The organism is Nocardia sp. CY15 (assembly GCF_009829295.1).
GTDB lineage: Bacteria > Actinomycetota > Actinomycetes > Mycobacteriales > Mycobacteriaceae > Nocardia > Nocardia sputi.
The window spans coordinates 141930-167372 of sequence record NZ_VUOT01000006.1; the positions used below are offsets into that span (position 1 = coordinate 141930).

Annotated in this window: 30 protein-coding genes and 3 pseudogenes; 21 read left to right on the forward strand and 12 right to left on the reverse strand. The window is 66.4% G+C overall.

Annotated features, from left to right (window positions below; genetic code table 11):
- The first annotated feature begins 208 nt into the window (after positions 1–208).
- The 5 genes from GVY39_RS10550 to GVY39_RS10570 all read left to right on the forward strand — a co-directional run bounded on the left by GVY39_RS10550 (position 209) and on the right by GVY39_RS10570 (position 5183).
- The gene (locus GVY39_RS10550) at positions 209–1426 is read left to right on the forward strand and encodes a lipid-transfer protein (RefSeq protein WP_159923075.1); all 1218 of its coding nucleotides are present in this window, start codon (positions 209–211) and stop codon (positions 1424–1426) included.
- 44 nt (positions 1427–1470) lie between these two features.
- Positions 1471–1908: an SRPBCC family protein gene (locus tag GVY39_RS10555; protein WP_159923077.1), complete on the forward strand. Its 438-nt coding sequence runs from the start codon at positions 1471–1473 to the stop codon at positions 1906–1908.
- Between the two features lie 146 nt (positions 1909–2054).
- Positions 2055–2945 (forward strand): MaoC/PaaZ C-terminal domain-containing protein, encoded by an 891-nt coding sequence (locus tag GVY39_RS10560; RefSeq protein WP_159923206.1) that lies wholly within the window; start codon positions 2055–2057, stop codon positions 2943–2945.
- 73 nt (positions 2946–3018) lie between these two features.
- Entirely contained in the window at positions 3019–3894 is an 876-nt protein-coding gene (locus GVY39_RS10565) for an SDR family oxidoreductase (RefSeq protein ID WP_159923079.1), read from the forward strand.
- A gap of 26 nt (positions 3895–3920) precedes the next feature.
- Positions 3921–5183: an acyl-CoA dehydrogenase family protein gene (locus GVY39_RS10570; protein WP_159923081.1), complete on the forward strand. Its 1263-nt coding sequence runs from the start codon at positions 3921–3923 to the stop codon at positions 5181–5183.
- Positions 5184–5579: 396 nt separating this feature from the next.
- Here GVY39_RS10570 and GVY39_RS10575 read toward each other — a convergent pair whose 3' ends face one another.
- Positions 5580–6467, reverse strand: coding sequence for an alpha/beta fold hydrolase (locus tag GVY39_RS10575; protein WP_159923083.1), 888 nt, complete (start codon positions 6465–6467; stop codon positions 5580–5582).
- Between the two features lie 47 nt (positions 6468–6514).
- Between GVY39_RS10575 and GVY39_RS10580 the strand changes: the two are divergent.
- Positions 6515–7300 (forward strand): annotated as a pseudogene (locus GVY39_RS10580) (exodeoxyribonuclease III); the annotation flags it as partial.
- 53 nt (positions 7301–7353) lie between these two features.
- Here GVY39_RS10580 and GVY39_RS10585 read toward each other — a convergent pair.
- From GVY39_RS10585 to GVY39_RS10595, 3 genes are read right to left on the reverse strand one after another with little or no spacing between them, the layout of a single operon-like run.
- The gene (locus GVY39_RS10585; protein ID WP_159923087.1) at positions 7354–8196 is read right to left on the reverse strand and encodes a helix-turn-helix transcriptional regulator; all 843 of its coding nucleotides are present in this window, start codon (positions 8194–8196) and stop codon (positions 7354–7356) included.
- On the reverse strand, positions 8193–8693 hold the full coding sequence (locus GVY39_RS10590; RefSeq protein ID WP_223518644.1) for a DUF6879 family protein: 501 nt from the start codon (positions 8691–8693) through the stop codon (positions 8193–8195). The genes GVY39_RS10585 and GVY39_RS10590 overlap by 4 nt, the downstream gene beginning before the upstream one ends.
- The gene (locus tag GVY39_RS10595) at positions 8683–8958 is read right to left on the reverse strand and encodes a hypothetical protein (RefSeq protein ID WP_240679458.1); all 276 of its coding nucleotides are present in this window, start codon (positions 8956–8958) and stop codon (positions 8683–8685) included. The genes GVY39_RS10590 and GVY39_RS10595 overlap by 11 nt, the downstream gene beginning before the upstream one ends.
- A 762-nt stretch (positions 8959–9720) precedes the next feature.
- Between GVY39_RS10595 and GVY39_RS10600 the strand changes: the two genes are divergently transcribed.
- Together GVY39_RS10600 and GVY39_RS33875 are read left to right on the forward strand one after the other, a co-directional pair.
- Positions 9721–10152, forward strand: a complete 432-nt coding sequence (locus tag GVY39_RS10600; protein WP_159923091.1) for a hypothetical protein — start codon at positions 9721–9723, stop codon at positions 10150–10152.
- 13 nt (positions 10153–10165) lie between these two features.
- Complete coding sequence (locus tag GVY39_RS33875; RefSeq protein WP_201295202.1) at positions 10166–10372, forward strand: hypothetical protein; 207 nt, start codon at positions 10166–10168, stop codon at positions 10370–10372.
- Here GVY39_RS33875 and GVY39_RS10605 read toward each other — a convergent pair.
- Positions 10297–10719 (reverse strand): recombinase family protein, encoded by a 423-nt coding sequence (locus tag GVY39_RS10605; protein ID WP_159923093.1) that lies wholly within the window; start codon positions 10717–10719, stop codon positions 10297–10299. The two genes, GVY39_RS33875 and GVY39_RS10605, sit on opposite strands and share 76 nt — an antisense overlap.
- A 58-nt stretch (positions 10720–10777) precedes the next feature.
- Between GVY39_RS10605 and GVY39_RS10610 the strand changes: the two are divergent.
- The 3 genes and pseudogenes from GVY39_RS10610 to GVY39_RS10620 form a co-directional block, all read left to right on the forward strand.
- Positions 10778–10906, forward strand: a pseudogene (locus GVY39_RS10610) (exodeoxyribonuclease III); the annotation flags it as partial.
- Entirely contained in the window at positions 10903–11385 is a 483-nt protein-coding gene (locus tag GVY39_RS10615; RefSeq protein WP_159923095.1) for a ribonuclease domain-containing protein, read from the forward strand. The pseudogene GVY39_RS10610 and the gene GVY39_RS10615, both read left to right, overlap by 4 nt.
- Positions 11385–11879 (forward strand): barstar family protein, encoded by a 495-nt coding sequence (locus tag GVY39_RS10620; RefSeq protein WP_159923096.1) that lies wholly within the window; start codon positions 11385–11387, stop codon positions 11877–11879. Before GVY39_RS10615 ends, GVY39_RS10620 begins: the two co-directional genes overlap by 1 nt.
- Positions 11880–11888: 9 nt before the next feature.
- Here the strand turns inward: GVY39_RS10620 and GVY39_RS10625 are convergent, their stop codons facing one another.
- Positions 11889–12524 carry a TetR/AcrR family transcriptional regulator gene (locus GVY39_RS10625; RefSeq protein WP_159923098.1) on the reverse strand — a complete coding sequence of 212 codons (636 nt, stop codon included), beginning with the start codon at positions 12522–12524 and terminating at the stop codon, positions 11889–11891.
- 234 nt (positions 12525–12758) lie between these two features.
- Here GVY39_RS10625 and GVY39_RS10630 point away from each other — a divergent pair, with 234 nt between their 5' ends.
- The 3 genes from GVY39_RS10630 (at position 12759) to yhjD (ending at position 15844) form a co-directional block, all read left to right on the forward strand.
- Positions 12759–13691 (forward strand): oxygenase MpaB family protein, encoded by a 933-nt coding sequence (locus GVY39_RS10630; protein WP_159923100.1) that lies wholly within the window; start codon positions 12759–12761, stop codon positions 13689–13691.
- A gap of 21 nt (positions 13692–13712) precedes the next feature.
- Positions 13713–14744 (forward strand): tryptophan--tRNA ligase, encoded by a 1032-nt coding sequence (gene trpS, locus GVY39_RS10635; protein ID WP_159923102.1) that lies wholly within the window; start codon positions 13713–13715, stop codon positions 14742–14744.
- 68 nt (positions 14745–14812) lie between these two features.
- A complete protein-coding gene (gene yhjD / locus GVY39_RS10640; protein WP_159923208.1) occupies positions 14813–15844 on the forward strand; it encodes an inner membrane protein YhjD in 1032 nt (343 codons plus the stop codon).
- Positions 15845–15886: 42 nt separating this feature from the next.
- On the opposite strand, the gene GVY39_RS10645 is transcribed toward yhjD, so the two are convergent.
- Positions 15887–17194: a D-alanyl-D-alanine carboxypeptidase family protein gene (locus tag GVY39_RS10645; RefSeq protein WP_159923104.1), complete on the reverse strand. Its 1308-nt coding sequence runs from the start codon at positions 17192–17194 to the stop codon at positions 15887–15889.
- A 129-nt stretch (positions 17195–17323) separates the two neighbouring features.
- Between GVY39_RS10645 and GVY39_RS10650 the strand changes: the two genes are divergently transcribed.
- Complete coding sequence (locus GVY39_RS10650) at positions 17324–18835, forward strand: MFS transporter (RefSeq protein ID WP_159923106.1); 1512 nt, start codon at positions 17324–17326, stop codon at positions 18833–18835.
- On the forward strand, positions 18825–19436 hold the full coding sequence (locus tag GVY39_RS10655) for a TetR family transcriptional regulator (RefSeq protein ID WP_159923108.1): 612 nt from the start codon (positions 18825–18827) through the stop codon (positions 19434–19436). Before GVY39_RS10650 ends, GVY39_RS10655 begins: the two co-directional genes overlap by 11 nt.
- A gap of 16 nt (positions 19437–19452) precedes the next feature.
- On the opposite strand, the gene GVY39_RS10660 is transcribed toward GVY39_RS10655, so the two are convergent.
- Together GVY39_RS10660 and GVY39_RS10665 are read right to left on the reverse strand one after the other, a co-directional pair.
- Positions 19453–20352, reverse strand: coding sequence for a phenylalanine 4-monooxygenase (locus tag GVY39_RS10660; RefSeq protein WP_159923110.1), 900 nt, complete (start codon positions 20350–20352; stop codon positions 19453–19455).
- A 128-nt stretch (positions 20353–20480) separates the two neighbouring features.
- Complete coding sequence (locus tag GVY39_RS10665) at positions 20481–21014, reverse strand: DUF4396 domain-containing protein (protein ID WP_159923112.1); 534 nt, start codon at positions 21012–21014, stop codon at positions 20481–20483.
- A gap of 108 nt (positions 21015–21122) precedes the next feature.
- Between GVY39_RS10665 and GVY39_RS10670 the strand changes: the two genes are divergently transcribed.
- Positions 21123–21320, forward strand: a complete 198-nt coding sequence (locus GVY39_RS10670) for a type II toxin-antitoxin system VapB family antitoxin (RefSeq protein WP_159923114.1) — start codon at positions 21123–21125, stop codon at positions 21318–21320.
- Between the two features lie 33 nt (positions 21321–21353).
- Here GVY39_RS10670 and GVY39_RS10675 read toward each other — a convergent pair whose 3' ends face one another.
- Positions 21354–21653 carry a hypothetical protein gene (locus GVY39_RS10675; protein WP_159923116.1) on the reverse strand — a complete coding sequence of 100 codons (300 nt, stop codon included), beginning with the start codon at positions 21651–21653 and terminating at the stop codon, positions 21354–21356.
- 172 nt (positions 21654–21825) lie between these two features.
- On the opposite strand from GVY39_RS10675, the gene radC reads away from it, so the two are divergent.
- Positions 21826–22503: a DNA repair protein RadC gene (gene radC / locus GVY39_RS10680; RefSeq protein ID WP_159923118.1), complete on the forward strand. Its 678-nt coding sequence runs from the start codon at positions 21826–21828 to the stop codon at positions 22501–22503.
- A gap of 130 nt (positions 22504–22633) precedes the next feature.
- Here the strand turns inward: radC and GVY39_RS10685 are convergent.
- Positions 22634–22714 (reverse strand): annotated as a pseudogene (locus tag GVY39_RS10685) (succinate dehydrogenase iron-sulfur subunit); the annotation flags it as partial.
- 63 nt (positions 22715–22777) lie between these two features.
- Between GVY39_RS10685 and GVY39_RS10690 the strand changes: the two are divergent.
- Positions 22778–23314 carry an NUDIX domain-containing protein gene (locus GVY39_RS10690; RefSeq protein WP_159923120.1) on the forward strand — a complete coding sequence of 179 codons (537 nt, stop codon included), beginning with the start codon at positions 22778–22780 and terminating at the stop codon, positions 23312–23314.
- A 234-nt stretch (positions 23315–23548) separates the two neighbouring features.
- Here the strand turns inward: GVY39_RS10690 and GVY39_RS10695 are convergent, their stop codons facing one another.
- Positions 23549–24508, reverse strand: coding sequence for a hypothetical protein (locus tag GVY39_RS10695; RefSeq protein WP_201295199.1), 960 nt, complete (start codon positions 24506–24508; stop codon positions 23549–23551).
- Positions 24509–24562: 54 nt separating this feature from the next.
- Here GVY39_RS10695 and GVY39_RS10700 point away from each other — a divergent pair, with 54 nt between their 5' ends.
- Positions 24563–25132, forward strand: a complete 570-nt coding sequence (locus GVY39_RS10700; RefSeq protein ID WP_159923122.1) for a hypothetical protein — start codon at positions 24563–24565, stop codon at positions 25130–25132.
- Positions 25129–25320 (forward strand): hypothetical protein, encoded by a 192-nt coding sequence (locus GVY39_RS10705; RefSeq protein ID WP_159923124.1) that lies wholly within the window; start codon positions 25129–25131, stop codon positions 25318–25320. Before GVY39_RS10700 ends, GVY39_RS10705 begins: the two co-directional genes overlap by 4 nt.
- The last annotated feature ends 123 nt before the right edge of the window (positions 25321–25443 follow it).

The following is a 25443-nucleotide window of genomic DNA, read 5'->3' on the forward strand; positions in this document are numbered from 1 at the left end:
GAAGAAGCTGTTGGAGCTGAGTGCTAGCGCCGGTCCCGGGAACAAGCATGTCTCACTGTATGTAGCAGGAGGGCTGTAAACACCTGGTTGTTCGGTCAGTTGTCGGGGCTTCCGAACGGGCTCTTGCTCACTTACATACAAATATGTATGTTTGTTTTCAGCTCGTTCCGGGTGCGCACTGCGGCGCCCACACAATCTGAGGAGTTCGATGGCGAACAAGGTCTACGTCGTCGGTGTCGGGATGACGAAGTTCGAGAAGCCGGGCCGACGGCAAGTCGAGGAAGCCGACGGCACCACCCGAGCCTGGGACTATCCGGACATGGCGAGGGAATCGGGGAGCAAGGCGCTCGCGGACGCGGGCATCGCCTACGACCTGGTGGAGCAGGCCTACGTCGGCTATGTCTACGGCGAATCCACCTCCGGCCAGCGTGCCGTCTACGAACTCGGGATGACCGGCATCCCGGTGGTCAACGTGAACAACAACTGCTCCACCGGCTCCACGGCGCTGTACCTCGCGGCGCAGGCGATCCGGGGCGGACTGGCGGAATGCACGCTGGCGCTGGGCTTCGAGAAGATGCAGCCCGGCTCGCTCGGATCCACCTGGGACGACCGCGAGCAGCCCATGGCCAAGCACGTCATGGCGCTGGCCGAGATCTCCGAGGTGCTGTTTCCGGTGGCGCCGTGGATGTTCGGCGCCGCGGGACGCGAGCACATGAAGCAGTACGGCACCACGGCCGAGCACTTCGCCAAGATCGGCTACAAGAACCACAAGCACTCGGTGAACAACCCGTACTCGCAGTTCCAGGATGAGTACACCCTCGACGACATCCTCGCCTCGCGGATGATCTACGACCCGCTCACCAAACTGCAGTGCTCGCCGACCTCCGACGGGTCGGGCGCGGTCATCCTGGCGAGCGAGGATTTCGTCGACGCCCACGACCTCGCCGGGCAAGCGGTGCAGATCGTCGGCCAGGCGATGACCACCGATTTCGCCTCGACCTTCGATGCGACCGCGAAGAACCTCATCGGCTACGACATGAACGTCCAAGCCGCGCGGAAGGTCTACCAGCAGGCGGGACTCGGCCCGGAGGACTTCCAGGTGATCGAGCTGCACGACTGTTTCTCGGCCAACGAACTGCTGCTCTACGAAGCCCTCGGCCTGTGCGGCGAGGGCGAGGCGGGGCAGCTGGTCGACGACGACCAGACCACCTACGGCGGCAAGTGGGTGGTGAACCCCTCCGGCGGCCTGATCTCCAAGGGACATCCGCTCGGCGCGACGGGTCTCGCGCAGTGCTCGGAGTTGACCTGGCAGCTGCGCGGCACCGCGGACAAGCGTCAGGTGGACGGCGTCACCGCCGCCCTGCAACACAACATCGGCCTCGGCGGCGCGGCCGTCGTCACCGCCTACCAGCGCGCCGACCGCTGAACCGCGGCCCGGTCCGCGGACGAACTCGACGAGGAGTGCAACCCATGGGACACATCGAAGCCACCAAGGACGTCAACGCCACGCCCGAGGCGCTGTGGGCGGTCGTCGCCGACCCACAGACCTGGGACAAGTGGTTCACCATTCACGAGCGCTTCATGGAGGAGCCGCCCGCAGTACTGAGCGAGGGCGCCCAACTGGTCGCCAAGATCGTGATGCTCGGCATGGCGAACAAACTGGAGTGGACCATCGTCTCGGTGGACGCGCCGCACAAGCTGACCCTCGGCGGCACCGGCATGGCCGGGGTGAAGACCGAGTTCACCTTCGACATCCGGCCCAACGGCGCGGGAAGCACCATCCTGGTCTCCGGTGACTTCGAGGGTGCCTTGATCAAGGGCGCGCTCGGCAAAGCCGTGGAAAAGGACGGCATCAAGCAGCTGGACCGATCGCTCGAACAGCTCGACGCCCTGGCCGCAGTGGCATGAGCGGTCAGGCCCGGAGGCGGCAGCGGAGCGTGACCACGCAGGGCCCCGCTCATGCCGGAGACGGACACGGCATGAGCGGTCAGGCCCGGAGGCGGCAGCGGAGCGTGACCACGCAGGGCCCCGCTCATGCCGGAGACGGACACGGCATGAGCGGTCAGGCCCGTTCCGATACGGCCGCGGCCCGTGTGGTCGAGTTCGATGACAGCGGTCTGGAATCCTGGTGCGACGAGGAACGTTTCGAGGTCACCGCCGAGCGCGTCGCGCAGTACGCCGCCGCGACCAACGATCCGATCGCCGCGCATCTGGCCGGAACGGTGGCGGGGCCGGTCTTCGCCATCGTCCCGGTTTTCGAGGCCATGATGATGCCGGTCATCGATGTCGCCCCGATGGACATCTTCGGCCGGGTGGTGCACGGGGAGCAAGACTTCCACTTCCACCGCGCGATCCGGCCCGGCGACCTGCTGGTGTCGCGCGCCAAGGCGATCGGCTACACCAGCCGCCCCAACGGGACCACGATCACCATCCGCATCGAATGCCGCACCGAGGCGGGCGAACCGGTCAACGAGCAGTACCTGACCGCGTTCTTCCGCAATATCGACGCGGGTAGGACGGTGGGCGAGGCCGCTCCTGCGCACAAGTTCGACGAACGCCTACGTGAGCAGGCGCCGGTCGTGGTGGTGGCGCAGCACGTCGATGACGACCAGACCTTCCGCTACGCACCGGCTTCCGGCGATCCGGTGCCGCTGCACCTGGACGAGCAAGTCGCCGAGGACGCCGGACTGCCCGGCATCATCGCGCACGGGTTGTGCACCATGGCGTTCGCGTCCTGGGCGGTGCTCACCGAGGTCGCGGACTCGGATGTGCACCGGCTCAGGCGATTCGCGGTGCGCTTCGCCAAGCTGGTCTTCCCCGGCGACGACCTGGAGACCCGCATCTGGAAGGCCGGTTCGGCCGACGGCGTCACCCGCTACGCCTTCGAGACCGTGCGCGGCGACGACGTCGTGCTCAGCGACGGACTGGCGGAGATCGCCGACTGATCCCGGTGCGGCGGCGCGGTTGCGCCGCACCTTTCCACAAGACGCCGGATTCGGCGGAACTTCAGGAGACAACATGGGCGCACTGGCTGGACGGGTCGCCGTCATCACCGGCGCGGGCCGCGGCATCGGCCGCGAGCACGCATTGCTGTTCGCGAGGGAGGGGGCCGCGGTGGTCGTCAACGATCTCGGCGGTAGCAATGCGGGAGAGGGGACCGACTCAGGTCCCGCCCAGGAGGTGGTGCGCGAGATCGTCGCCGCGGGCGGCAAGGCGGTGGCCAACTCCGACGACGTCGCGACCTGGGACGGCGCGCGGAAGCTCGTCGAACAGGCGGTCACCGAGTTCGGCGGCCTCGACGTCGTGGTCAACAACGCGGGCATTCTGCGCGACGCCTTCATCGCGGGCATGGACGAGGCGCAGTGGGACGCCGTGATCGCCGTGCACCTCAAGGGACACGCGGCGGTGCTGCACCACGCCGCGGCGTACTGGAAGCAGCGGTCCAAGGCGGGCAACCAGCCCAAGGCCGCGGTGATCAACACCGCTTCGGCGTCGGGCACCACCCTGCCGAACGCGGGCCAGGCCAACTACGGCGCGGCGAAGGCGGGGATCGCGGCGCTGACCCTGGTGGCCGCCGAGGAACTGGGGCGTTACGGCGTACGGGTGAACGCGATCGCTCCGATCGCGCGCACCCGGCTCACCCTTGCCACTCCCGGCATGGGCGAGATGCTCGCGGCGGAGGCGGAAGCGTCCGAGGGCGAGTTCGATGCCTTCGCCCCGGCCAATATCGCCCCGCTGGTCGCCTATCTGGCCGCCGAGACCTGCCCGATCACCGGCAAGGTATTCGCGGTGCAGGGCGGCGCGATCTCCGAGCTGGCCGGTTGGCACGATGTGAAGACCATCGAGACCGAGGGTCCCTGGCTGATCGACGACATCGCCACCCGGCTGCCCTGATCTCGGGGAACGTGAGGAGAACGACGATGTTCGAATGGTCCGAAACCGATGTGATGATCCGCGACGCCGTCCGGGCATTCATCGACAAGGAGATCCGCCCCAACCTCGACGCGCTCGACAGCGGTGAACTGCCGCCGTACCCGATCATCCGGAAGCTGTTTCGCGAGTTCGGTATCGACGCGCTGGGCGGCGAGGCGGTGCAGAAGATGCTCGCCAAGCAGGCGGCGCGGGAGGCCGCCGCGGCCGCAGGGGAGCCGAAGCCGGAGAAGAAGGAGAAGGCATCCGGCGGCAGCCCGTTCGCCGGACAGGAATCGCTGATGGCGGTGCTGATCGGGGAACTGTCCGGGGTGTGCATGGGCTTGGTCACTGCGCTGGGTGTGAGTATCGGTCTCGGCGCGACCACGATCATGTCCCGGGGCACGCTCGCGCAGAAGCAGCGCTGGCTGGAGGACATCGTCACGATGCGCAAGGTCGCGTCGTGGGCGATCACCGAACCGGATTCCGGGTCCGACGCTTTCGGTGGCATGAAGACCTACGTCAAGCGCGACGGCGAGGACTACCTGCTCAACGGTCAGAAGACCTTCATCACCAACGGCCCCTACGCCGACGTGATGATCGTCTACGCGAAGCTCGACGACGGAGCGAGCGGCGACAAGCGCGACCGCAAGGTGCTCACCTTCGTGCTGGACAAGGGCATGCCGGGGCTCACCCAGGGCAAGCCGTTCAAGAAGATGGGCCTGCACGCCTCCCCGACCGGTGAGCTCTTCTTCGACAACGTGCGTGTCGGCCGGGACCGGCTGCTCGGCGAGACCGAGGAGCACAAGGGCGGCGACGGACGCGAAAGCGCCCGCTCCAGCTTCACCGCCGAGCGCATCGGCGTCGCCTTCATGGCGTTGGGCATCATCAACGAGTGCCATCGGCTGTGCGTGGACTACGCCAAGAACCGCAAGCTCTGGGGGCAGGAGATCGGACGATTCCAGCTGGTCCAGCTGAAGCTGGCGAAGATGGAGATCGCGCGGATCAACGTGCAGAACATGGTGTTCAACACCCTGGAGCGAGGCCGGGCCGGCAAACCGCCGACGCTGGCCGAGGCGTCGGCGATGAAGCTGTACGCCTCCGAGGCGGCCACGGAGGTCGCGATGGAAGCGGTTCAGCTCTTCGGCGGCAACGGCTATATGACCGAGTACCGCGTGGAGCAGCTCGCGCGCGACGCGAAGTCCCTGATGATCTACGCGGGCAGCAACGAGATCCAGGTGACGCACATCGCGAAAGGTCTTCTCTCGCAGTAGTTTCCTGAGACGCAGCGAACCCGACGTCCCAGTTCCGGCTACGAGCGAAGCGCGCCCGGGCGATGCCCTCCCGGGACCGGCACGGGTCCGAGCGGCCGTGTCCGCGACGAAGTCGGTGTCGGCATTCCTCGGCGTGCTACGACACCGGCGAACCGCGGCGTGGTCGCCCCATCCGGCCACCATGTGGCGCGGAACCTCGGGTCGTGCGACCACCGCCCCACGCCCCCACTCCAGCTCGACTCCCGGTTTCGAGCGAAGCGAGACCGAGCATCGTCCGTTCGCGGCCCGGCTCGCGTCCGAGTGGCCGCCGCGTCCGCGACGAAGTCGCCAGCGGCGGTCGCTCGGACGCGAGCCACAAGGGGGCCGCGAACACCCAGCGCCGCAGGCGCTGGCGAATTACACAGCGCGCAGGCGGGTGCGGCTGGCGTACACGTGCTCGGCGATCAGGGTGGCGATGCGGTCGGGCGCTTCCAGCATCGGTACGTGACCGACGCCGTTGACCAGGATGCGGTCGGCGGATTCGGGGAGTTCCTTCAGGTAGCGGCGCGCGTAGACGCGGTTGGGGATGACCCGGTCGTACTCCGACAGCAACAGCCGGACCGGCGTCCGCAGGGTGGACAGGTCCTCTTGTTCCGGCGCTCGCAACGCGCCGAGAATCATCGGGATCATCGCCGGGCAGTGCAGTGCGGCGGCGAGGGCGGCGGCAGCGTCGCGCCGGGACACCGCTGCGGCGTGCTTGGTCAGCGCGAGCAGTGCGATGCGCCGGGCGAGTGGATTGCCGATCGCGAATCCGCCCAGGCGTTTGCCGATTTCGACCAGCGGCACCAGGGAGAGGAATTTCAGCTTGATCCGCCATTGGGTCAGCGACGGCGCGTGCCAGCCGCCTGTCGGTGCGATGAGCGTCAATGTGCGGGCACGTCCGCGGCGGGCGAGTTCCACGCCGACCCGGCCGCCGAGCGAGTTGCCCGCGATATGGCAGGTGCGCCAGCCCAATTCGTCGAGCTGATCGCAGATCTGGTCGGCGAGCGCGTACACGTCGATGGACCGGCCGTCGGCGGGTGCGCCGCCCCAGTGGCCGGCGAACGCGGGCGCGAACACCTCGCAGTGCGTCGACAGCCGCGCCGCGGTCTGTTCCCAGGAGTGCGGCGACATCATGAATCCGTGCAGCAACAGCAGGGGGTCGCCGGAACCGAGATGTAATGCCTTGATCGGCTGGGGCTGGTCTGCCCGAGTGGAGCCGCGAGCGGCGGCGGAGGACTGGGAGGCGTCAGACGACATCGTCATCACCCCTTCCTGGACGGCGGTGTCCGGGGGACTTCATCAGACCAGCATTGTACGGTCGTGGAGTGCCGTATATCTCGACAGTGAACGTGAACGGTGTCCGCGCGGCCGCGGGCAAGGGCCTGCTGGCCTGGCTCGCGGCCACCGAGGCCGACATCGTTTGCGTGCAGGAGACCCGCGCCACCGACGAACAGGTCAGGGCCGCATTGGCGCCCGCGCTCGACGCGGGATGGCAGCTATGGCACGCCGAGCCGGAGTCCAAAGGACGGGCCGGAGTCGGCATCCTGTCCCGGAAGGCGCCGAAGGCTGTGCGAATAGGTTTCGGCAGCACTGAATTCGCGGCCGCGGGGCGCTATCTCGAGGCCGACTTCGACGATCTCACCGTGGCGAGCGTCTATGTGCACTCCGGTGACGCGGGCACCGTGCGCCAGGACGAGAAGTATCGCTTCATGGCCGAACTCGGCGCCTACCTCACCGCGCGAACCGGGGATTTCGTGGTCGCGGGCGACTGGAACATCGCGCATACCGAGCGTGATCTGAAGAACTGGAAGGGCAACCTGAAATCGGCCGGGTTCCTCCCGCAGGAGCGAGCGTGGATCGATGAACTCCTGGCGGCGGGATACGTCGACGTGGTGCGCGGCCTGCATCCCGGGGTCGACGGCCCGTACAGCTGGTGGTCCTACCGAGGTCGAGCGTTCGACAACGACAGCGGCTGGCGCATCGACGCGGTTTACGCAAGAGGGGGTATCGCATCCCGCGCTGTGTCGGCACGGGTGGAGCGTGCAGCGACATACGCCGAGCGTTGGTCTGACCATGCTCCGGTCACGGTGAAGTTTGCGGAGAAGGTTCCCGAACTCCTGACCAGCGAATACCCGCTGCGCGGTCACGGTCACGGTCGGGGCTTACGGGCGTCCAGCGCCTTGCGGATCAGCTCCCGTGCTGCTTCACCGGTCACGGACTGACCGGCCAGAACATCGAACGTCCGGTGATACACCGCTATCTCTCGCGGCTGAGTGATCGACAGCTCTGCTGTGATGTTCTCGACCAGGACACGGCTCGAATCGAACATCAGAAACGACGTGGTAGCCGTCTCGAACGCTGCCAGTATCGGCACGATTCCGAGCGTCACACGTGGCATACCTTGGACAGCTAAGAGCCGGTCGAGCTGGCCGACCATCGTCTGACCGTCGCCAACGGTGGTGTACAACGCTTGTTCACCAATGACGAAGTGGAACAAGTGATCCCGCTGATACAAGACTTGTTGCCGCTGCATCCGCTTGGATACCCCCGCGTCCAGATCGTTCGGAATCTGCTGGAACTCGATCACCTTCCGCAGGATGCCCGCCGCGTAGTCGGCGGTCTGTAGAAGACCGGGAACCAAGACCGGTTCAAACGATCGGATGATCCGAGCTTCGGATTCCCACTTGATCGACGCTTGCTGTCTGCGCTTGGTTCCGGTACCGAGAATCTTCCGCCATTCGAGGTACGCGGTATCTATGCTCTGCCGCGCCGCGTGTAGGTCTGCTAGTTGGCCACCCGCGTTGCAGTGTCGGCAGTACGCCGAAATGTCCTCTAAAGACGGCCGTATCCGTCCGTACTCGATCTTTGAGACCTTGCTAGGGTCCCATCCGCTACGGCGTGCCAACTCAGCACCGGACAACCCAGCAGCAACACGAATACCCCGGAGTTGTGCCCCGAGATATTCGCGCTGCTGGTCAACTGAACCGGTCACTGTGTGACGTACTCCGGAAACGGAGTGGCGAGAGACCAGAACCGGGCTCGGAGCCCGCGACAGTACGCGGCAATGTGCGGGTCGGTGGTTACCGCACCGGACCAGCCTCCGGACTCCCCGAACGCTGAGAAGACCACTGTTTCGTCATCAAGTAGCCAATAGTCATCCGAAGGGACTTCCCCGGCATGATGCCGGGGCAGATACCGAATGTCTTCGCCTGCCCGTACGTTGAGCGCTGCCACGGCAAGTGCGAACCGGGTGTAGTCGGTGTGCGGTTCGGTGACGATTCGTACCCGTGTGACCGCTACGCCCCGGCTGGTCGTCTCCTGTATCAGCTCGGTCCACGGCTGGAACCATGCGTAGTCATCCGGCTCGTCTGCCAGGAATCGCCGGAACGGCTCATGCTCGTTCGGTTCGGCGTACGAGTCGAGCACTTCGAGGTGAAACGCTTCCCGCTTGCAGGTCCGGAGTAGGTCCGGGAACCCTTCATCGGGCACTAGCTGCACCGTAGAACGTCCTTTCTAGCTTCGGAACCTCGATAGCGGTTTCGTCGTCGGCAATGTCGAGCTGTGCGAGTAGTTCCGGTTCGGTGACCGGCCGACCGGTGAGCCGGAATGTTCCCCGGCCGGTGTCGGTCAACGTCGCACCGATGAACGTATCCGGTTCCAGGAAACCGAGTAGCAGGTGTGGCAACTCGACGGTGTCGGCCCGGTCTGTCTTCCATGCTTGGACGACATACCCGCCGGGGTCGTTCGCCAGCAAGGTAGGGCACCCGTTGTTGGTGCTTCCGCCTTTGCCTAGGAAACGTAACGGCATCGGTGTACCTCCAGATCGCGTCTTGCACGAGATTGCACGTACGAAACCGATTGTGGCTCAAGGATGCTGGGTACGCACTGGATATATTCGATTCGTGCACGATTGAGCACGATCGTGGACCGGCTCGGTAGGTGCTTCGTAGCGTCGGAGCTGGCCCCGTGACATGTGCTGCGAGCCGGTCACGGGGTGCCTACCACTGGCCTACTACAGGGGTTGAAATGACCGCAGACGGAGACCAACAACGCAGGGGTACAAAGCTTTACCCGTTCCCTGGTGGTGTGTTCGAACGGTGGAATGACACCGACGACGCAGAGGCGGGCGTGTATGTCGAGTTCCACCACCCCCGGCAGTCGTGTAACGACGCTCGGGCGTTCGGCCCTGGTGAAGCGGAACGACTCGGTTTGGTGGACGACGAGACGGAGCCCGCCTGATGGGGTTGTTCGTAGCGTTCGCTGTTCCGCTGGTCGCGTTCTTCGCGGTGGTGTTCTGGCCTCAGCGGATACCGGAAGAGAGGCGGGAACGGATCGAACGTGAAGATACGCGTCAGCAGGGCGGTATGTAGATGACTGGCGAGGATCTTCCGGATCGCGATTCCGGTACGAGATTGGGTCTGTTTCTTCTCTCCAACTTTGACGAGTGGGAGCCTCCAACGCCCGATCTTCTAGAGCGAGTTATGTCCGGACTGACATCGAAATCGGGGGAAAACCGTTGAAAACCATCATTGGGCTTATCGCTGTGGCCGTGCTGATCGGCATGAGTCCAGCGGCTACCGGCATGGCCCGCGCTGCCCGCAGTTGCGGTTTCGAGTTCACGCACTCGGTGCCGACAGTGCTACCGCCCCAGATCACGGGGGACGGTATTGCCGCGTGTGATGTCCCGCCGGACGAACACGTAGTCGTCTTGGCATTGCAGCACGAGGAGGGCGGCCGGTGGGAGATTGCCTCTACCCGAACCGATTCCACGATTCCACCGCCGTTCCGGGGCGGTGGACACTCCTACACGGTGTCGGCCGCGTGCTACGCCGGGAAGTGGCGCGTCAGCGTCGGTATACGCGGCAAGATTCAGGGGAACCAGTTCACCTATAACACCGCATCCGGCACGGTGGAGGTACCGCCCTCCAAGTGCCCCAACCGGTTCTGACCAGAGGAGCGGCATGTCCAGCACGGAACCCCCCGGCGCACTCGACAAGGAAACCTCGGTGCGGCTGCGCGACCAGCTCCAACAGATCACAGAGGAAGCGGGCCGGTACCTCGGTCCGGAGCACCGGGCCATTGCCGCACTGGTTCAAGCTGCACGGGAGCTGGCCGCAGCCACCTTGCCCAAGTCGGGGCAGTACGCCGAGTACACACCGGACGAGTGAGCCCGGAGGGAATGAGACGCCGGAACCCCCAGAGTCCGATCTGGGGGCACCGGTACGTAGCCCGACCAAGAACGCGTCTTAGACGACCGCACCAACCGGTCGAGTCTCCGCACCACAATCACGTCGAATTCGTGGTGCCGGTTCTTCAGCCAGTTGCCTAGCTCCGGCCGATCGAACGGTGAGTACTTGGTAGCGGACACATCGAGGTCGGTTGCTACCCCGGCTTCAGTCCACCCCCGAGCTTGCACGGCGCTGCGTCCGTGCTCTAACTGCCGGACAGGTGACGTAGATTCGTCAGTCATGACGGATAGCCGCGCCGCCAGCAAGGCGCGTAACGGGGTCTGCATTCCGGTTCCTTCCCTGTTCCAGGGTGGTTCTAGGGTTCGTAGAACCGAGTCGATCCGATGGCGCGTCGACTATCAACTCGCGCGGGGCGATCTGTCCACCCGGGCCAAGGAGGCGGTGGTCGAACGCGCCGCTGCCTATGACCAGCGGTGGTCCGACCACGCGCCCGTCACGGTGCAGTACCGATGAACGGGTGGTCGATCAAGCGCGGCCTGGGCGTGCTCGGCGCGGTCGCGGCGGTGCTGATCGTCGCGGTGTTCGCGCTGTACGACAGCGGTGACTCATCCACGCAGACGAGTCGGTCGACCACCGTCGCGGCGAGCACCGTCACGCCGACCGCCGCACCGCGCGCTGGGGAGACCGCGTCGCCGGTCACCCAGGCCGTCGGCGTCCCGGAGCGGGCGTACGCCACACTGCGGGAGATCGACGCGGGCCGGTGGCCCGGCTCGGCGAACGCCCCGGGCACCAAAGGCGGTGAGCGGTGGATGAATCGCGGCGGCGATCTGCCCGCCACCGACGGCTCGGGTAAGCCGATCACCTATCAGGAATGGGACGTCAATCCCAAACAGCCCGGTCGGTCCCGCGACGCCGAACGCATCGTTACCGGCAGCGACGGCTCGGCCTGGTACACCGGCGACCATTACAAGACCTTCACGAGGATGCGCTGATGACAAAGACGGTCACGTTGTCGCAGTTCCTTGCCCGGCCCGACGCCGAGGACGCGCCGCCGGGCGCCGAGCTGGCCCCGCCGCGCGTCACCTTCGGCACCCTCGCGGTCGATGCCGCCGAGTTCAGCGGGGTGCGAGACAAGGCGCCATCGGGCTACCTGGTGCGCGAGGTCCGCGGCGCCAAGATGCCCACCACCGCCCGCCTGTTCGACGAGTTCGCGGCCGCGTTCCAGTTCCCCTACTACTTCGGCGAGAACAAGGACGCGTTCGACGAATGTCTGCGTGACCTGGACGATTTCCTCGGTGAAGGGGCTGGATACGTCGCCGTGGTACGCGAGTCGGCCGGACTGCTCGCCGACGAGCCGATCGAGCGCGACTGGTTCGCCGAGGTCATGCGCGACTGCGCGGCCTACTGGTCGCGACGGGACGTGCTCTTCCGGGTGGTCCTGCAGGGCGACGCCCCCGACCTCGAAGACGTTTCCCTGCGCATGTGACCAGGACGGTCAGCGCAGTTTGGCCGCCAAGTCCTCGCCGAGCAGGACGAACACGTCAACCGTGTGCTCGATCAGTTCGTCGCGCGTGAGGTCGAGGTCGCCTTGTAGCCAGGCGGTCAGCGTCTGCACAAGCCCTCCGACCAGATACAGGGCGCGGAAGTCGATCGCCGGGGCCGGAGCCGAGTCGGGCATCCGGTAGAAGTCGGTGCCTTCGGCGGCCACCATCCGCGCGAATGCTCGCACCGTCTCGGTGGTGCGGGCGCGCAGTTCCGGCGTCGCCATGCCCGCGATCAGGGCGGCTTGGGCCTTGCGCGGGTCGTCGGTGAGCAGGTGCACGCCAGCGGTGATCGCGGCGTGTGCGGTCGCGCGGGTGTCCGGCGCGGCGGTGCGCACGGCCGTGAGGATGGCCGCGGCGAGTTCCTCGGCGATCCCGTCGATCAGGGCGGTGAGCACGGCGTCGCGGCTGTCGAAGTTCTCGTAGTAGTAGCGCTCGTTGAGGCCGGCCCGCGCGCACAGTCCCGACACGGTCAGTTTCGACAACCCCTCCGTGCCGATGATTTCCAGCGCCGCCTCCAGCAACGCCGCGCGCCGCTGTGCCCGGCGCTCCGCAGCGGAGATGCCTCCGTATGTTCGTTGCGCCGTCACACTTCGATTCTTACAGGTCGCCGGACCGCAGCGCCTCGGTCGGCGGCCATTCCGCCTCTTACGGCATCCGTCGTACCTGCCCGCACGCCTCTACGGGCCTCCGCCGCGGTGGTCGTCTTCCCGAGCGAAGCCCGACCGAGTGTGCCGACACCGCAACATTCTGGCAGAGGGTATTGCCAGAAAAGTCGATTCTGGTGGATGCTATTGCCAGATGCTCTCGATGAGGAGGCGGCGATGTCCGAGCCCGGCTATTTCAGTGACCACTCGATGGTTCGACGGGTGATGAGCAAGCGTGCGGTGGGTCTGACCTATGGCTTGCGCGCGCTGGTGATCGGCGCGGTGCACCCGCTGCTCTACGTCGGCACCGCGGAGAACACCGAGCATCGGACGACGCCGTACACCCGGCTCGCGCTGACCGGGCACCTGTTCGAGGCCGTGTTCCTCGGCAGCAAGGCCGAAGCCGACCGCGCACTGTCGTTCACCAGGAAAAGGCACGTCAAGGTACGTGGCGCGCTGCCGGAGGACGCCGGAGCCCGCCATCCGGCGGGTAGCGGGTACGCCGCGCTCGACCCGCACCTGATGTTCATGACGATGGCGTTCACCTTCGACTCGGCCGAGGTGATGTACGACCTGCTGGTGCGCACGATGACCGATGGCGAGCGCGAGGGGCTCTACCAGGACTACGTGCGCTGGGGCGAGCTGTTCGGCATGCCCGCGGACGCGGCGCCGGGCAGCTATCGTGAGTTCCGCGCGTTCTTCGACGGCTACCTCGCCTCCGACGAGCCCTTCCTCACCGACGAGGCGCGGCTGGTCGGCTCCTATCTGGCCGGGCAGCGCGTCCCGTACTCGCGGGGCGTGCCTTTGCAGCAGGTCACCTCCGCGTTCTATCTCCTGGTGCAGGGCAGCTTGCCGCCGCGCATCCGCCGGATGTACGGGATGCGCTGGGGCATGCCGGACGAAGTCGCCTATCAGGCGCTGGGGCGTGCGGTCCGCACCGCGCACGTGTCGTTTCCGCTGGTGCCCGCGGTGCTGCGCGGCACCCTCGCCGGACCCAGCGCGCCGGTCTACAAGCTGTTGTCCAAGCGCGAACACGAACTGGTCAGCGGGGGACGGCCGAGCATGCCGGGCGTGGATCCGCGCAACTGGGTGCAGCGGAATTCGGCTTGATGAGCATGCGAAGATCGGAGTATGTCCAGTCCTGCGCCCACCCCGGCCGCCGAACGCAAACAGCGGGTCCTGTCCGGGATCCAGCCGACCAGCTCCTCGTTTCATCTCGGGAACTATCTTGGTGCGCTGCAGTACTGGGTGACCATGCAGGACGATTACGACGCGCTGTATTTCATCCCGGACATGCACGCGATCACGGTGCCGCAGGACCCCAAGGAGCTGAAGGCGCGCACCAGAGGCGCCGCCGCTCAGCTGCTCGCGCTGGGCATCGACCCGAAGAGGTCCACCCTGTTCGTGCAGAGCCAGGTGCCCGAGCACGCCGAGCTGGCCTGGGTGCTCAGCTGCATCACCGGCTTCGGCGAAGCCAGCCGGATGACGCAGTTCAAGGACAAGTCGGTGAAGCAGGGCGCGGAGAACGCGACCGTCGGCCTGTTCACCTACCCGGTGCTGATGGCCGCGGACATCCTGCTCTATCGCGCTCATCAGGTGCCCGTCGGCGAGGATCAGCGCCAGCATCTGGAGCTGACCCGAAACCTGGCTCAGCGCTTCAATACTCGGTTCAAGAAGACGTTCGTCGTGCCGGAAGCGCACATCGTCAAGGGCACCGCGAAGATCTATGACCTGCAGGATCCGACCGCCAAGATGAGCAAGTCGGCGTCCACCGACGCGGGCCTGATCAATCTGCTCGACGATCCGAACGTCACCGCGAAGAAGGTGAAATCCGCGGTCACCGACACCGAACGCGAGATCCGTTACGACCCGGAACACAAGCCCGGTGTCAGCAATCTGTTGGTGATCCTGAGTTCGCTGACCGGCACGCCGATCGTCACCTTGGAGAAGGACTTCGAGGGTAAGGGTTACGGCGAACTCAAAGCCGACGTGGCCGACGCGCTGGTCGAATTCGTCACGCCGTTGCGCGCGAAGGTGCAAGAGTACATGTCGGATCAAGGCGAACTCGACCGTGTCCTCGCGGCTGGAGCCGAGCGCGCGCGAGAGATCGCAGGCAACACCCTCGCACAGGTCTACGACCGGATCGGTTTGCTGCGTCGCTGAAACGGCTACCTCGCCTTCGCGCGGCCCAACAGGCGTCGTGTGAGGTCTCTCGTTCGAAGGGGCGAATGGTGCGGGTGATCGACAACATCAAGGCCGGGATCGAGCGCCGGATCCAGGCGCAGCCGTGGCTGGAACACCTGGTTCGCACGGTGGGGCGCTACCAGCGGCAGCGAGGCGACTACTACGCGGCAGGCATCACGTATTTCACTGTGCTGTCACTGTTCCCGCTGCTGATGATCGCTTTCGCGGTCGCGGGCGTAGTCCTGACCAACAACCCGGAGCTGCTCGAGGAATTGCAGGCCAAGATCATCGAGAACATTCCCGGCTCGTTCGGCACCCAGTTGAACGAGCTGGTGGATCAGGCGGTCCGATCGCGGGGCACGGTCGGCGTCTTGGGCCTGCTCACCGGCCTCTACAGCGGGCTGGGCTGGATGGCCAACCTGCGCGCCGCGCTCACCGAGCAGTGGGAGCAGAAGTCTCCGGACGGCAATTGGCTGATGACCAAGGTCTCCGATCTGGGAGCGCTGGTCGGTCTCGGTCTCGCCTTCGCGGTGTCGCTGGGGTTGTCGGCGTTGGCGTCGAGCACCCTCGGTACGCGGCTGCTCGAAGGCGTCGGCCTCGGTGACGCGCCCGGGGCGGGCGTGCTGCTGTGGCTGTTGTCGACCTCGCTCGGGTTCCTCGCCTCCTGGGCGGTGTTCGCATGGGTCATCGCCAGGCTGCCCCGGGAACCGGTGACACTGGCCAGCGCGGTCAAGGCCGCCGCCCTGGCCGCGCTGGTGTTCGAAGTGTTCAAGATCGTCGCGTCGTTCTACCTGCGGTTGGTGCTGAACAGCCCGGCCGGCGCCACCTTCGGCTCGATCATCGGCCTGATGGTGTTCAGCTACGTCACCTACCGCATCGTCCTGTTCGCCACCGCCTGGGCCGCCACCACCGCGGAGAACGAGCCGGAAGCGGAGATTCCCGCACCCGCGCCCGCCGTGATCGCGCCGAGGGTCGGCGCACGCGATATATCGATGGGTGTCGGCGCCGCGTTCTTCGGCGCGGGTGCGCTTGCCGCGCTCGCTCTTTCGGGATTGCGACGGTTGCCCGGGCGTCGATGATCAGCCGGTCGGCGGTGCCAGGCGCCTCGTGCCCCGCCGGGATCAGCGTCGCCGGTTGGCCCGCCGTGCTCCCAGCAGTAGAGCGATGACCAGGACGAGACCGCCGACGATCAGCACGGTTCTGGCACCGCTGCGGCGATCCTCGGCAATGGGCATGGCGGACGGGTCGCTGCCCGGCGAGGGGGCCGCCAGGTCGGTTCCCGGCGCCGGAGGCGCGGCCAGGACGACCGAGCTCTGCTTGCGCTGGGGTACCACCGCACCGGGCAGGTTGCCGATCGAGGCGCTGCGGGGCAACGCGAATCCGTAGTCGAGCAGCCGGACGGCCTGTTCCCATGGCCGGATCGGGCGAACCTCGGCCTGCAGCAGGGTGACGGCGAGCCTGCGGCCGTCGCGCTGGGCGGCGGCCACGAACGTCTGGCGCGCGTCGTCGGTGAAGCCGGTCTTGCCGCCGAGGGCGCCGTCGTAGTTGTAGAGCAGCTGGTTGTCGTTGCCGATGGGATATCCGGGGCGATCGGTGTCGCCGGGGATGTCCGGGTCGGCGGGGTAGCCCGGGAAATCGGCCTGCTGCGTGTGGATCAGCTCGGCGAACAGCGGGATCGTCATGGCTTCACGGAACAGCACAGCCAAGTCATAGGCCGAGGTGCTCATCCCGGGGCCGTCCAGACCGGAGGGGGTCGCGGCGCGAGTGTCCATGGCGCGCAACGATTTCGCCAGTTCGTTCATCTTCGCGACGGTCGCCGCGTCGCCGCCTAGTTGCGCGGCGATGGCATGCGCCGCGTCGTTGCCCGAGGCCATGATCAGCGCCTGCATGAGCTGCCGGTTCGTATAACGGCCGCCGGGGCCGATGCCCACCCGGGTGCCGTCGACATCGGCGTCGGCCTGCGTGCCGATGACGACCTTGTCGAGATTCAGGGTGCGCAGCGCCAGCGTGGCCAGCAGCACTTTGATCGTGCTGGCGGGCCGGTAGCGGCCGTGCGGGTCTTTCGCCGCCAGCACCTCCCCGGTGTCCAGATCCGCCACCAGCCAGGCCGTCGCCGAAATGTCCTGCGGCGCGGGCGGCACGGCTTTGGGGAGCACGACGCCGCATTCACCGAGGCGGGGCCCGCCGATCGGAGGGGAGGGAATCGGCAGCGGCGTGGGAGTCGGCTGTCCGGGCGCGGGCACCTCGGAGGCGTCGATCGGTGGGGGCGGCGATGTCTTCTGCGGGCAGCCGTCGGTGTTCGGGGTCGTGAACGGCGTGGTGGTGCTGGGCGCCGCCAGGGACGGCACGGCCGTCGCTGCGATCGCGGCGACGGCGAGCAGGCCGCCCGCGCACACCAAGGCGCGGCGCCGGAAGTCCGTGATCTTCATCGGGAGTGAGCCTAGCGAGGGATCCACGCGACGACCGCATATGTGCACCTTCCGAGCCGGAAGGTATTGACACCAACACTCAAATGATAGTTACTATCAAAAAGTGGTAGCTATCATTTGGAGGAGATCATGAGAACCGGTTCGACCCGCCGCTGGCTCGCGCTCGGCGCGCTCGCGGTCGCGATGCTGACCATCGGGCTCGACGTCACCGTCCTGACCGTGGCCTTGCCCACCCTCGCCGTCGACCTGAACGCGAATACGGCTGCGCTGCAGTGGTTCAGCAGCGCATACACGCTGGCGCTCGCGGCCGTGATGTTGCCCGCGGGTGCGCTCGGTGATCGCTATGGCCGCAAGAAGTTCCTGCTCGCCGCGCTGATGCTGTTCGGGGTCGCCTCCGTCGCCTGCGCCCTGGCCGGCTCGCCCGGCCAGCTCATCGCGGCCCGGGTCGCGCTCGGGGTCGGCGCGGCGGCGATGATCCCGCTGTCGATGTCGGTCTTGCCCGACATGTTCCCCGACCAGGTGGAACGGCAGCATGCGCTCACCATCTGGATCACCTCGACCGCGATCGGTCTTCCGCTGGGACCCGTCGTCGGTGGATGGTTGCTGCGCAACTTCTGGTGGGGGTCGGTGTTCCTGATCAACGTGCCGATGGTGGTGATCGGCGCGCTGGCCGTCGCCGCGCTGGTGCCGGAATCGCGGAGCCCGCACCGTTTTCGCATGGATCTGCCCGGTGTCGTGCTATCGGTCGCGGGCATGCTCGGGCTCACCTACGGCTTCATCCGGGTCGGCGAGAAGGGCTGGGGTGACGGCCCGGCCTGGGCGATCATCGCGGCCGGTGTGCTGCTGATCGGCGTTTTCCTGGCCTGGCAGCGCAGAACGGCGCACCCGCTGATCGATCTCGGGTTGTTCGCCGCACCCGGATTCCGTTCGGGGGTGGCCTTTTCCATCGTGGTGAACTTCGCCATGTTCGGCATGTTCTTCACCGTTCCGCAGTACTTCCAGGCGGTGCTGGGCGTGGACGCGCTCGGTAGCGGGCTGCGACTGCTTCCGCTGATCGGCGGGATCGTGGTGGGCAGCAGGCTGGTGGACAAGGCGCTGGTGAAGCTGGGCATCCGCGTGGTGATCACCACCGGGTTCGCCCTGCTGGCGGGCTCACTGATGCTGGGTGCGCTGACCAAGGTGGACAGCGGGTACGGTTTCGCGGCGCTGTGGCTGACGCTGCTCGGCGCCGGAATGGGCCTGGTGATGCCCGCGGCCATGGGCGTGGCGATGGACGACCTGAGCGCGGAGCGTTCCGGCTCCGGCTCCGCGCTGCTGCAGGCGTTGCGCCAGGCGGCGGGCACTATCGGCGTCGCGGTGCTGGGCACCGTGCTGTCCACCCGCTACCGGTCGGAACTCGGCGCGTTGAATCGTGAGCCGATCGCCGACGGCGTCAACGCGGGCGTCGCCACGGCACAGCAGTTGGATGATCCAGCGATGCTGCACCAGGTGCAAGAGGCATTCCTGGGCGGCATGAGCGCGATGCTGTGGGCCTGCGCCGCGCCGTGCTTGCTGGCGGCAGTGCTCACAGTCGTGTTCGTCCGCACGCGACCCGGCCGGGTGCCGGAGCCCGGTGGGGCAGAATCGATGCATGTCGGTTGAGCTACCCGCGAAGGGGACGGTGCAGGGTCTGCGCGAGCGGAAGAAGGAACGGACCCGCCGCAGCATTCGTGTCGAAGCCTTCCGGCTGTTCCGAGAACAGGGCTACAACGAGACCACGATCGAGCAGATCGCGGCGGCCGCCGAGGTCTCGCCCAGCACCTTCTTCCGCTATTTCCCGACAAAGGAACAGCTCGTTCTCGCCGACGATCTCGATCCGATGATGCTCGAGGCGCTACGACGGCAGCCGCGCGACGTGTCACCGCTGACGGCCTTCCGTGGCGCGGTCGTCGAAGTCTTCTCGAGCCTCCCCGCCGCCGAACTCGCCTTCGAGCAGGAGCGCCAAGCGCTGCTGTATCACGTACCGGAGCTGCGATCGGCGATCGGATTGGAGATCGTGCGCAGCATCGATCTGCTTGCGAACCTGCTGGCAGATCATGTGGGCCGCTCCGCCGATGACTTCGAGATCCGGGTGGCGGCGGGTGCGGTGGCGGGCGCTGCCTTGGCCATCTCGACGATGACGCCGATGAACGTGGAGAACATCACTCGCGCACTGGACTTACTGGAGGCGGGCCTGCCACTGCGGCTGGATCACAAGTCCTGAGTCTCCGTCGGCGGATCTACGACGCCCCGGCGGCGCTGGTCTGCCGTAACCGATCGGGTGTGTCGTCGTCCATGGTCGCGAAGAAGCCGCCGATCACGTCTTCGATCTCGGCGATCGAGTCCGCGCAGTAGAGAATCGGCTGGTAGTGCGTGATGTCGTAGGTCGCGGTCCCCATCTGGGCGATGTCGAGCGGGCGCAGCTGCGCATGCCGGAACTCCTCGATCTCCCCGTAGGACGACAGCAGCCCCGCGCCATAGCAGCGGACCTCGCCGTGTTCGCGGACGACGCCGAACTCCATCGAGAACCAGAACACGTCGGCGAGGAACTTCAGCGCGCGGTGGGTGCTCAGCCGCGCGACCGCCGCGCCGACCGTCGCGTAGATCGCCGCGAAGCGTGGACTGGCGATCTGGTTGGCGTGCCCGATGATCTCGTGGATGGCGTCCGGCTCCGGCGTGTACAACGGCGCCGAATGATGCCGGATGTATTGGGTGGAGTGGAAGATCCGATCGGCGAAGGAACCGAAGAACTCCCGCAGCGGCACCAGGCCCGCGGCCGGGGCATAGCGGAACCCGGTCAGCGGTTGCAGCGCCGCGGACACCTCGTCCAATTGGGGAATGTGATCGGTGGGCAGGGACAGCGCCTCGGCGGCCGCCAGCACCTCCGCGCTGGCATAGGTGCGGTGCTTGCGGCCGAGTTCGGCCGACACGATCCGCCACACCTGCTGCTCCTCGTCGGTGTAGGCGATGTGTGGGAGCGGCTTTCCCGGTGCGTAGTCGAGCGCCAACGCGGCGATGGCATTGCGCCGGGCCCGGTAGACCGCATCGTGCACGCCGGGATGCTCCTCGCTCAGGTGCACGGTCACGTCACCATCGCCGGTGCGGGTCACCGGTGAGTACAGCTGGGCCTCGGTGAACATATCTCGATGCAAGCACCGCCGGACCCCGCCGACAACAAAAGCTCGCCCAGCTGAGCAATCTGCCTAGCTGAACGAGCTTTCTCCGTGGCATCACAGCAGTGGAAGCCGCAGGACGGGTGGCCTGCTGATCAGTGGCCGCCGTGTAACGAATGCACCACGGCATGGCCTTTGCCGCGTCCGATCATCCACTTGTTCACCGGTGTGGTCACCACGAACGCCACCGCGAAGGCGAAGGCCAGGGTGGCCCAGAACAGAGCACTGTCGAGGTGGGCGTCCATCGCGCCGGGTACGGCGAGGATCACGGCGTTGTCCACGATCTCCATGACCGTGATCGACACGGTGTCGGCGGCGAACGCGGTGCCGACCGCGGCGGCCAGCGGCAGGCCCGCGCGCAGCACGCCACGCATGGTGAACGCGTAACCGAACAGGAATGCCAGCACGATGGCCAGCGCCATCGTCGAGGTGTTGTTCCAGCCCAGCGCGGTGCCGATCACCATGCCCATGACCTCGCCGATGGCGCAGCCGGTGAGGCAGTGCAGCGTCGCCATCGCCGCCATCCGCCAGGTAGCCGGGGCGCGGTGGGCGGTGTGACGGCTGATGTCGTGCGTCGCATCCGCGTGATGCGAGACGTGCTCGCTGGAAGTGTCGTGCCTGTGCTCCATGCCTGGAACTATACCCCCGTAGGGTATAGATGCAAGCCTGGAGTTCGTGATTTGCCGGACATGAGCGGGCGCTATGGCGCAAGATGGCGAAAGTATGAAGGAGGGCGCATGAAATCCGTGCGGATCGATCTCGACCAGAACTTGCTCGCCGCGGCCGCCGCCATCATGGGCACGTCGACCAGCGATGCCACCATCAACGAGGCCCTGCGCCGGATCGTTGTGCACGAGCGCCAGCTGCACAATCTGGAAAGGCTCGCCGCCAAAGTATTCGTCGGACTACACGACGTCGCCGGGGCGGACCGCTAGGCGGCTCCGCTCGACGCCCTTCGGAACGGTCGGCTAGTTGGAAGACGCGGGCCGCTGCTCGTCGTGAGCCCGCAGCCAGACGGTCTCGAACTCGTGAGCGTCGATCTGAAGTGCGGTGAACTCGGTCTCGGCATTGATCTCGTCCAACGTCGGAACGGGGATCTGCCCGAGTTCGGTCGTGCCGGTGGCGCGATCCGCGTCGGCCCAGTCGCTGTGGCCGTCGCGGAACACCTCGACCTTGCGCACCTCGAAGCCGTCGTCACCGATCTCACTGAACAACTCGACCGGCTCGTCGTCGAAGTCGTGGTGCCATTGCGCCTTCAGGTACCACATCGCCCATCAACTCCCCAGTTCGCGACCGACTCGGTGACCGAACCGCACATCTGCCAGCATATGGCGCGCTGGGCAGCGGGGTGGTGGCGCTGCGGACGGGCGGGCATACGAAGTGTCGGTGGCCGCTGGCAGAATCCCGGACACTGTTGGCGTGAGGCGAGGGGTGGGAGTCATGGCGGTCTCTCTAGTCGACGTGCCGGTAGCGCAGCGGCCGCGTGAACGGTTGCTGGCGCTGGGGCCGCATGCGCTGAGCGACGCGGAGTTGCTCGCGCTGCTGCTGCGGCAGGGCAGACGCGGTGCGAGCGCGTTGGACCTGGCGGTGGAGTTGCTGGTCGAGCACGGCGGGCTCGCCGGGCTGGCGTCGGCGCGTCCGGAGGAGCTGTCGCGCCGGGCCGGCATCGGCGTGGCCAAGGCCGCCGCGATCATCGCCGCGTTCCACCTCGGCGCGCGAGCGCGCGGCGGGACGGACACCTCGCTTCGGTTGACCAGTTCCGCCGACGTGGCCGCCGCTGCCCGTCCCCAGTTCGCGGGCGCGCGCGTCGAGCGCCTGCTCGTCCTGGTCTGCGATGCGCAGAACCGCCTGCGCCAAAAGGTTTTCGTCGCCGAAGGCGCGATCGACCAGGTCGCCGTCCCGGTCCGCGAAATCCTGAACACCGTCCTGCGCCACGACGGCCGAGCCTTCGCCATCGTGCACAACCACCCCTCCGGCGACCCCACTCCCAGCCCCGACGACCGCCGCACCACCACCCTCCTCACCGAGGCCGCCCACACCGTAGGCCTTCGCTTCCTCGACCACGTGGTGATCGCAGGGGAGAAGTGGGCCAGCGCCCCGGGGTTTCCGAGCCCTTGAATGTGGCCCTTGAACGCAACATTCACTTGATGGCACCGAAACGGGGGTCCACCACTCGCTGAGCTGGACGGCGAAGGCCGCCTTCATCGGGTGATGAGGGCGGCCCTCGGTTTTCGGCTGTGCCGGGAGGTCAGCGAGTGAAGAGCAGGGCTCGCTTCACTCCTTGGATGGCCTTGGTGACCTCGATGCCGCGGGGGCACGCGTCGGTGCAGCGTCTCCAGGGGCAAGGCGTGGGGTGCTCCCGTTCGTGGGCGTCTGCGTATACGGTCGAACCGTGGCCCGAACGCAGTGGACAATTCACGGTGAGCACGTCGTGGACGAGAATCGCCATATCAAGCTGTCGACGGTTGATGTGGAGCTACCCGATGGAGTGAAGTTCACCCAGTACGTCGCGCGGATGCCGCGGTGTGCGATGACGTTGGTGCTCAACGAACGACGCGAAGCCTTGCTTATGTACCGCCACCGCTTCATCATCGACCGCTGGGTGTGGGAATTGCCGGGCGGCTATGTGGATCACGCCGAGGATGTTGCCGCCGCTGCGGCGCGGGAAGTCGAAGAGGAAACGGGTTGGCGTCCACGGTCGATGGAACGCCTGGTCACCTACCAGCCGGCCATCGGCACCTTGGATCAGCCGCAGGAAATCTACCTCGCGCGCGGCGCCGATCTGACCGAGACCGAACCGGACATCAACGAGGCCGAAGACATTCGTTGGATCTCGCTCGAGGGAGCGGGCGCGATGATAGATCGCGGGGAGATCGTAGGCGCGGCGACGGTGGTGGCGGTGTACCGGGCGCTCAGTCTGCCCGTCTAGCGATCGCAAGCACCTGCTGGCGGAATCTGCCGACATCAGGAAGTGTGGCGTACCGTGCGAGACGGTGCCGTAGGTCCCGCAAGTACGCGAGCGTCCGCTGCGATTCCAGACCGCTGACGATCTCGAGGGCTTCGGTGCTGATCCGAACCGCTTCGTGCGGGTCGTCGTCGGCGCGGGCGGATGCCAAGAGGCACAGATTGAACGCGCGCCCACGGACGTAGCCGTCCGACATGTTTAACGACCGTTCGGCAAATGGGCTGTGCGGGCGGTGTCGCCGAGGTCGCGGAAGCAGTGCGCGGTTTTAGCGGACAGATAAGCTTCGTCGAAGTACTCCAGCCAGGGAGGACGTGCACCTTCAGCGCGGGCGAAGGCTCGTTCAGCCGCATTGAGGGAACCGGCGCACGACGAACTGTCGGCGCGCGCCGCGTGGCCATGTGCTTCGATCACGTGGCATTCGGACTCCAGAGCAGCCAGTCCAGCGCTTCGTGCCGAGATGCGCGCAGCCCGAGCGAGATCGATCGCGTCGCCCGGTCGGCCTACATAGATGGCTTGATGACTCATCGCGGCGAGAATCTCCGCGCCGAGTCCGGCATAGCCTGCGGCGCGGGACATCCGTAAGGCTTGGATCAGATAGCGCTGCGCCAGGCCGTGCTCCTCCAAGTCATACGCTGCCCACCCCGCGAGCTTGGTAAGTTCGGCGGTGGTAGCGAACAACTGTCGTCCGATCGGCTCGGTGTAACTGCCGCGCAGTAGTGGCGCCACCGAACTGTGGAGATATTGAACGAGAGTCGAGCGAACCTTGCCGCCACCGACACGATTGTCCAAGTCGCGGAAAGCGGAGTTCATCTTTCGCACCGCGTCGATATCGGATTGACCGATGCGGCGAAGACCTGCGCAAGAAGTCGGATGTTCCGGCGCGGGCATGGTCAGCCATCGCATTGACGCCGCCGGATAGACCGCCGCAGCGTAGGACGCTCCTATCAAGAAACGTCGGCGCTCCACATCGCTCCTCCATAGCGCAGTCGCGGCAGCTGTTGCCTCCGCCAGGCTCAACGAGAATTCCAACCCGAGATCGGCGGTGCTGGGGCCGCTGGACATTCCGCAGTCGGACGGGACCACACGGCGGCCGACTACTTCGGTAAGGACTTCGGCGACCAGGTCCGGTCCCGGCGGCTTCGGCTGCTCACCGGCCAACCACCGAGTCACTGCGGTGTGGTCGTAGCGAAGTGCGACCCCGACTGCGCTCCCGTGCTCGACTACGCGGCGGGCGAGGTCTTTTCGGCTCAGACCGGTTTCCTCCAACAGCTCCGCGAGGTGCCTGTTCGGCTGCTTCGGCTGACGTCCCATGTCCGGGAGTGTGGCACGGACAACAGCGCGGACGCCATGATCACGCCCGCGTTCACACACCCTGTGCACACACCTGCCCAAGCTGCGCGTCTTACCGATGACGGCATGTGCACGGTCTCCTGGAACTGTCCGGCGCCGTTCGGCTTTGTCCACGTCGCACCACAGTGCCCACAACACTGGAGGTCAGTCATGCACCCATTTGCTGCTATTTTGGTCGTCACGATCCTCGTGACTGCCGCTGCCTTTTGTCTGGCTTTGCGCTACCTCGAACGCGAGGATGGAGCCTCTGCTGCAACGGAACGAATCACGGACGTCTTTCCTCGTGTCTCCGTTGTGGAAGCGCACCGGATCATGCAGCAGTACCGCGATTGCCCGGCCGAAACCTGCGACATCAAGCGGCTCGCCTACTGGACTCTGGTGGACGCCGGACACATCACGCCGTCGGTGCGAGCGGAACGGATCACCCGATGACCATTACCTCGGCCGACGTCGAGCAGTGGCGCCATTTCCATCGCAACTGTTTCGTGGTGGGTGCTTTTCGTTCCCTCGACCAGGCTGGATTCGTCCTCAACGCTCATTCCGGGCACGGGCCGAACTGCCTGCAATACCTCGCCGCATCGGCGTACAGCAGCGGCTTGGCGGACGAGGCACTGGCATGACCCGCATCGGTTGGCTGCGTTGGGATGACGGGACCTGGGCTGCGGTCGATGAGTACGGAATCCCACATCCGATCGGTGTCGACGGCTCGGAAGCTGTCGACGATGGGGACGCGACAGCGGATT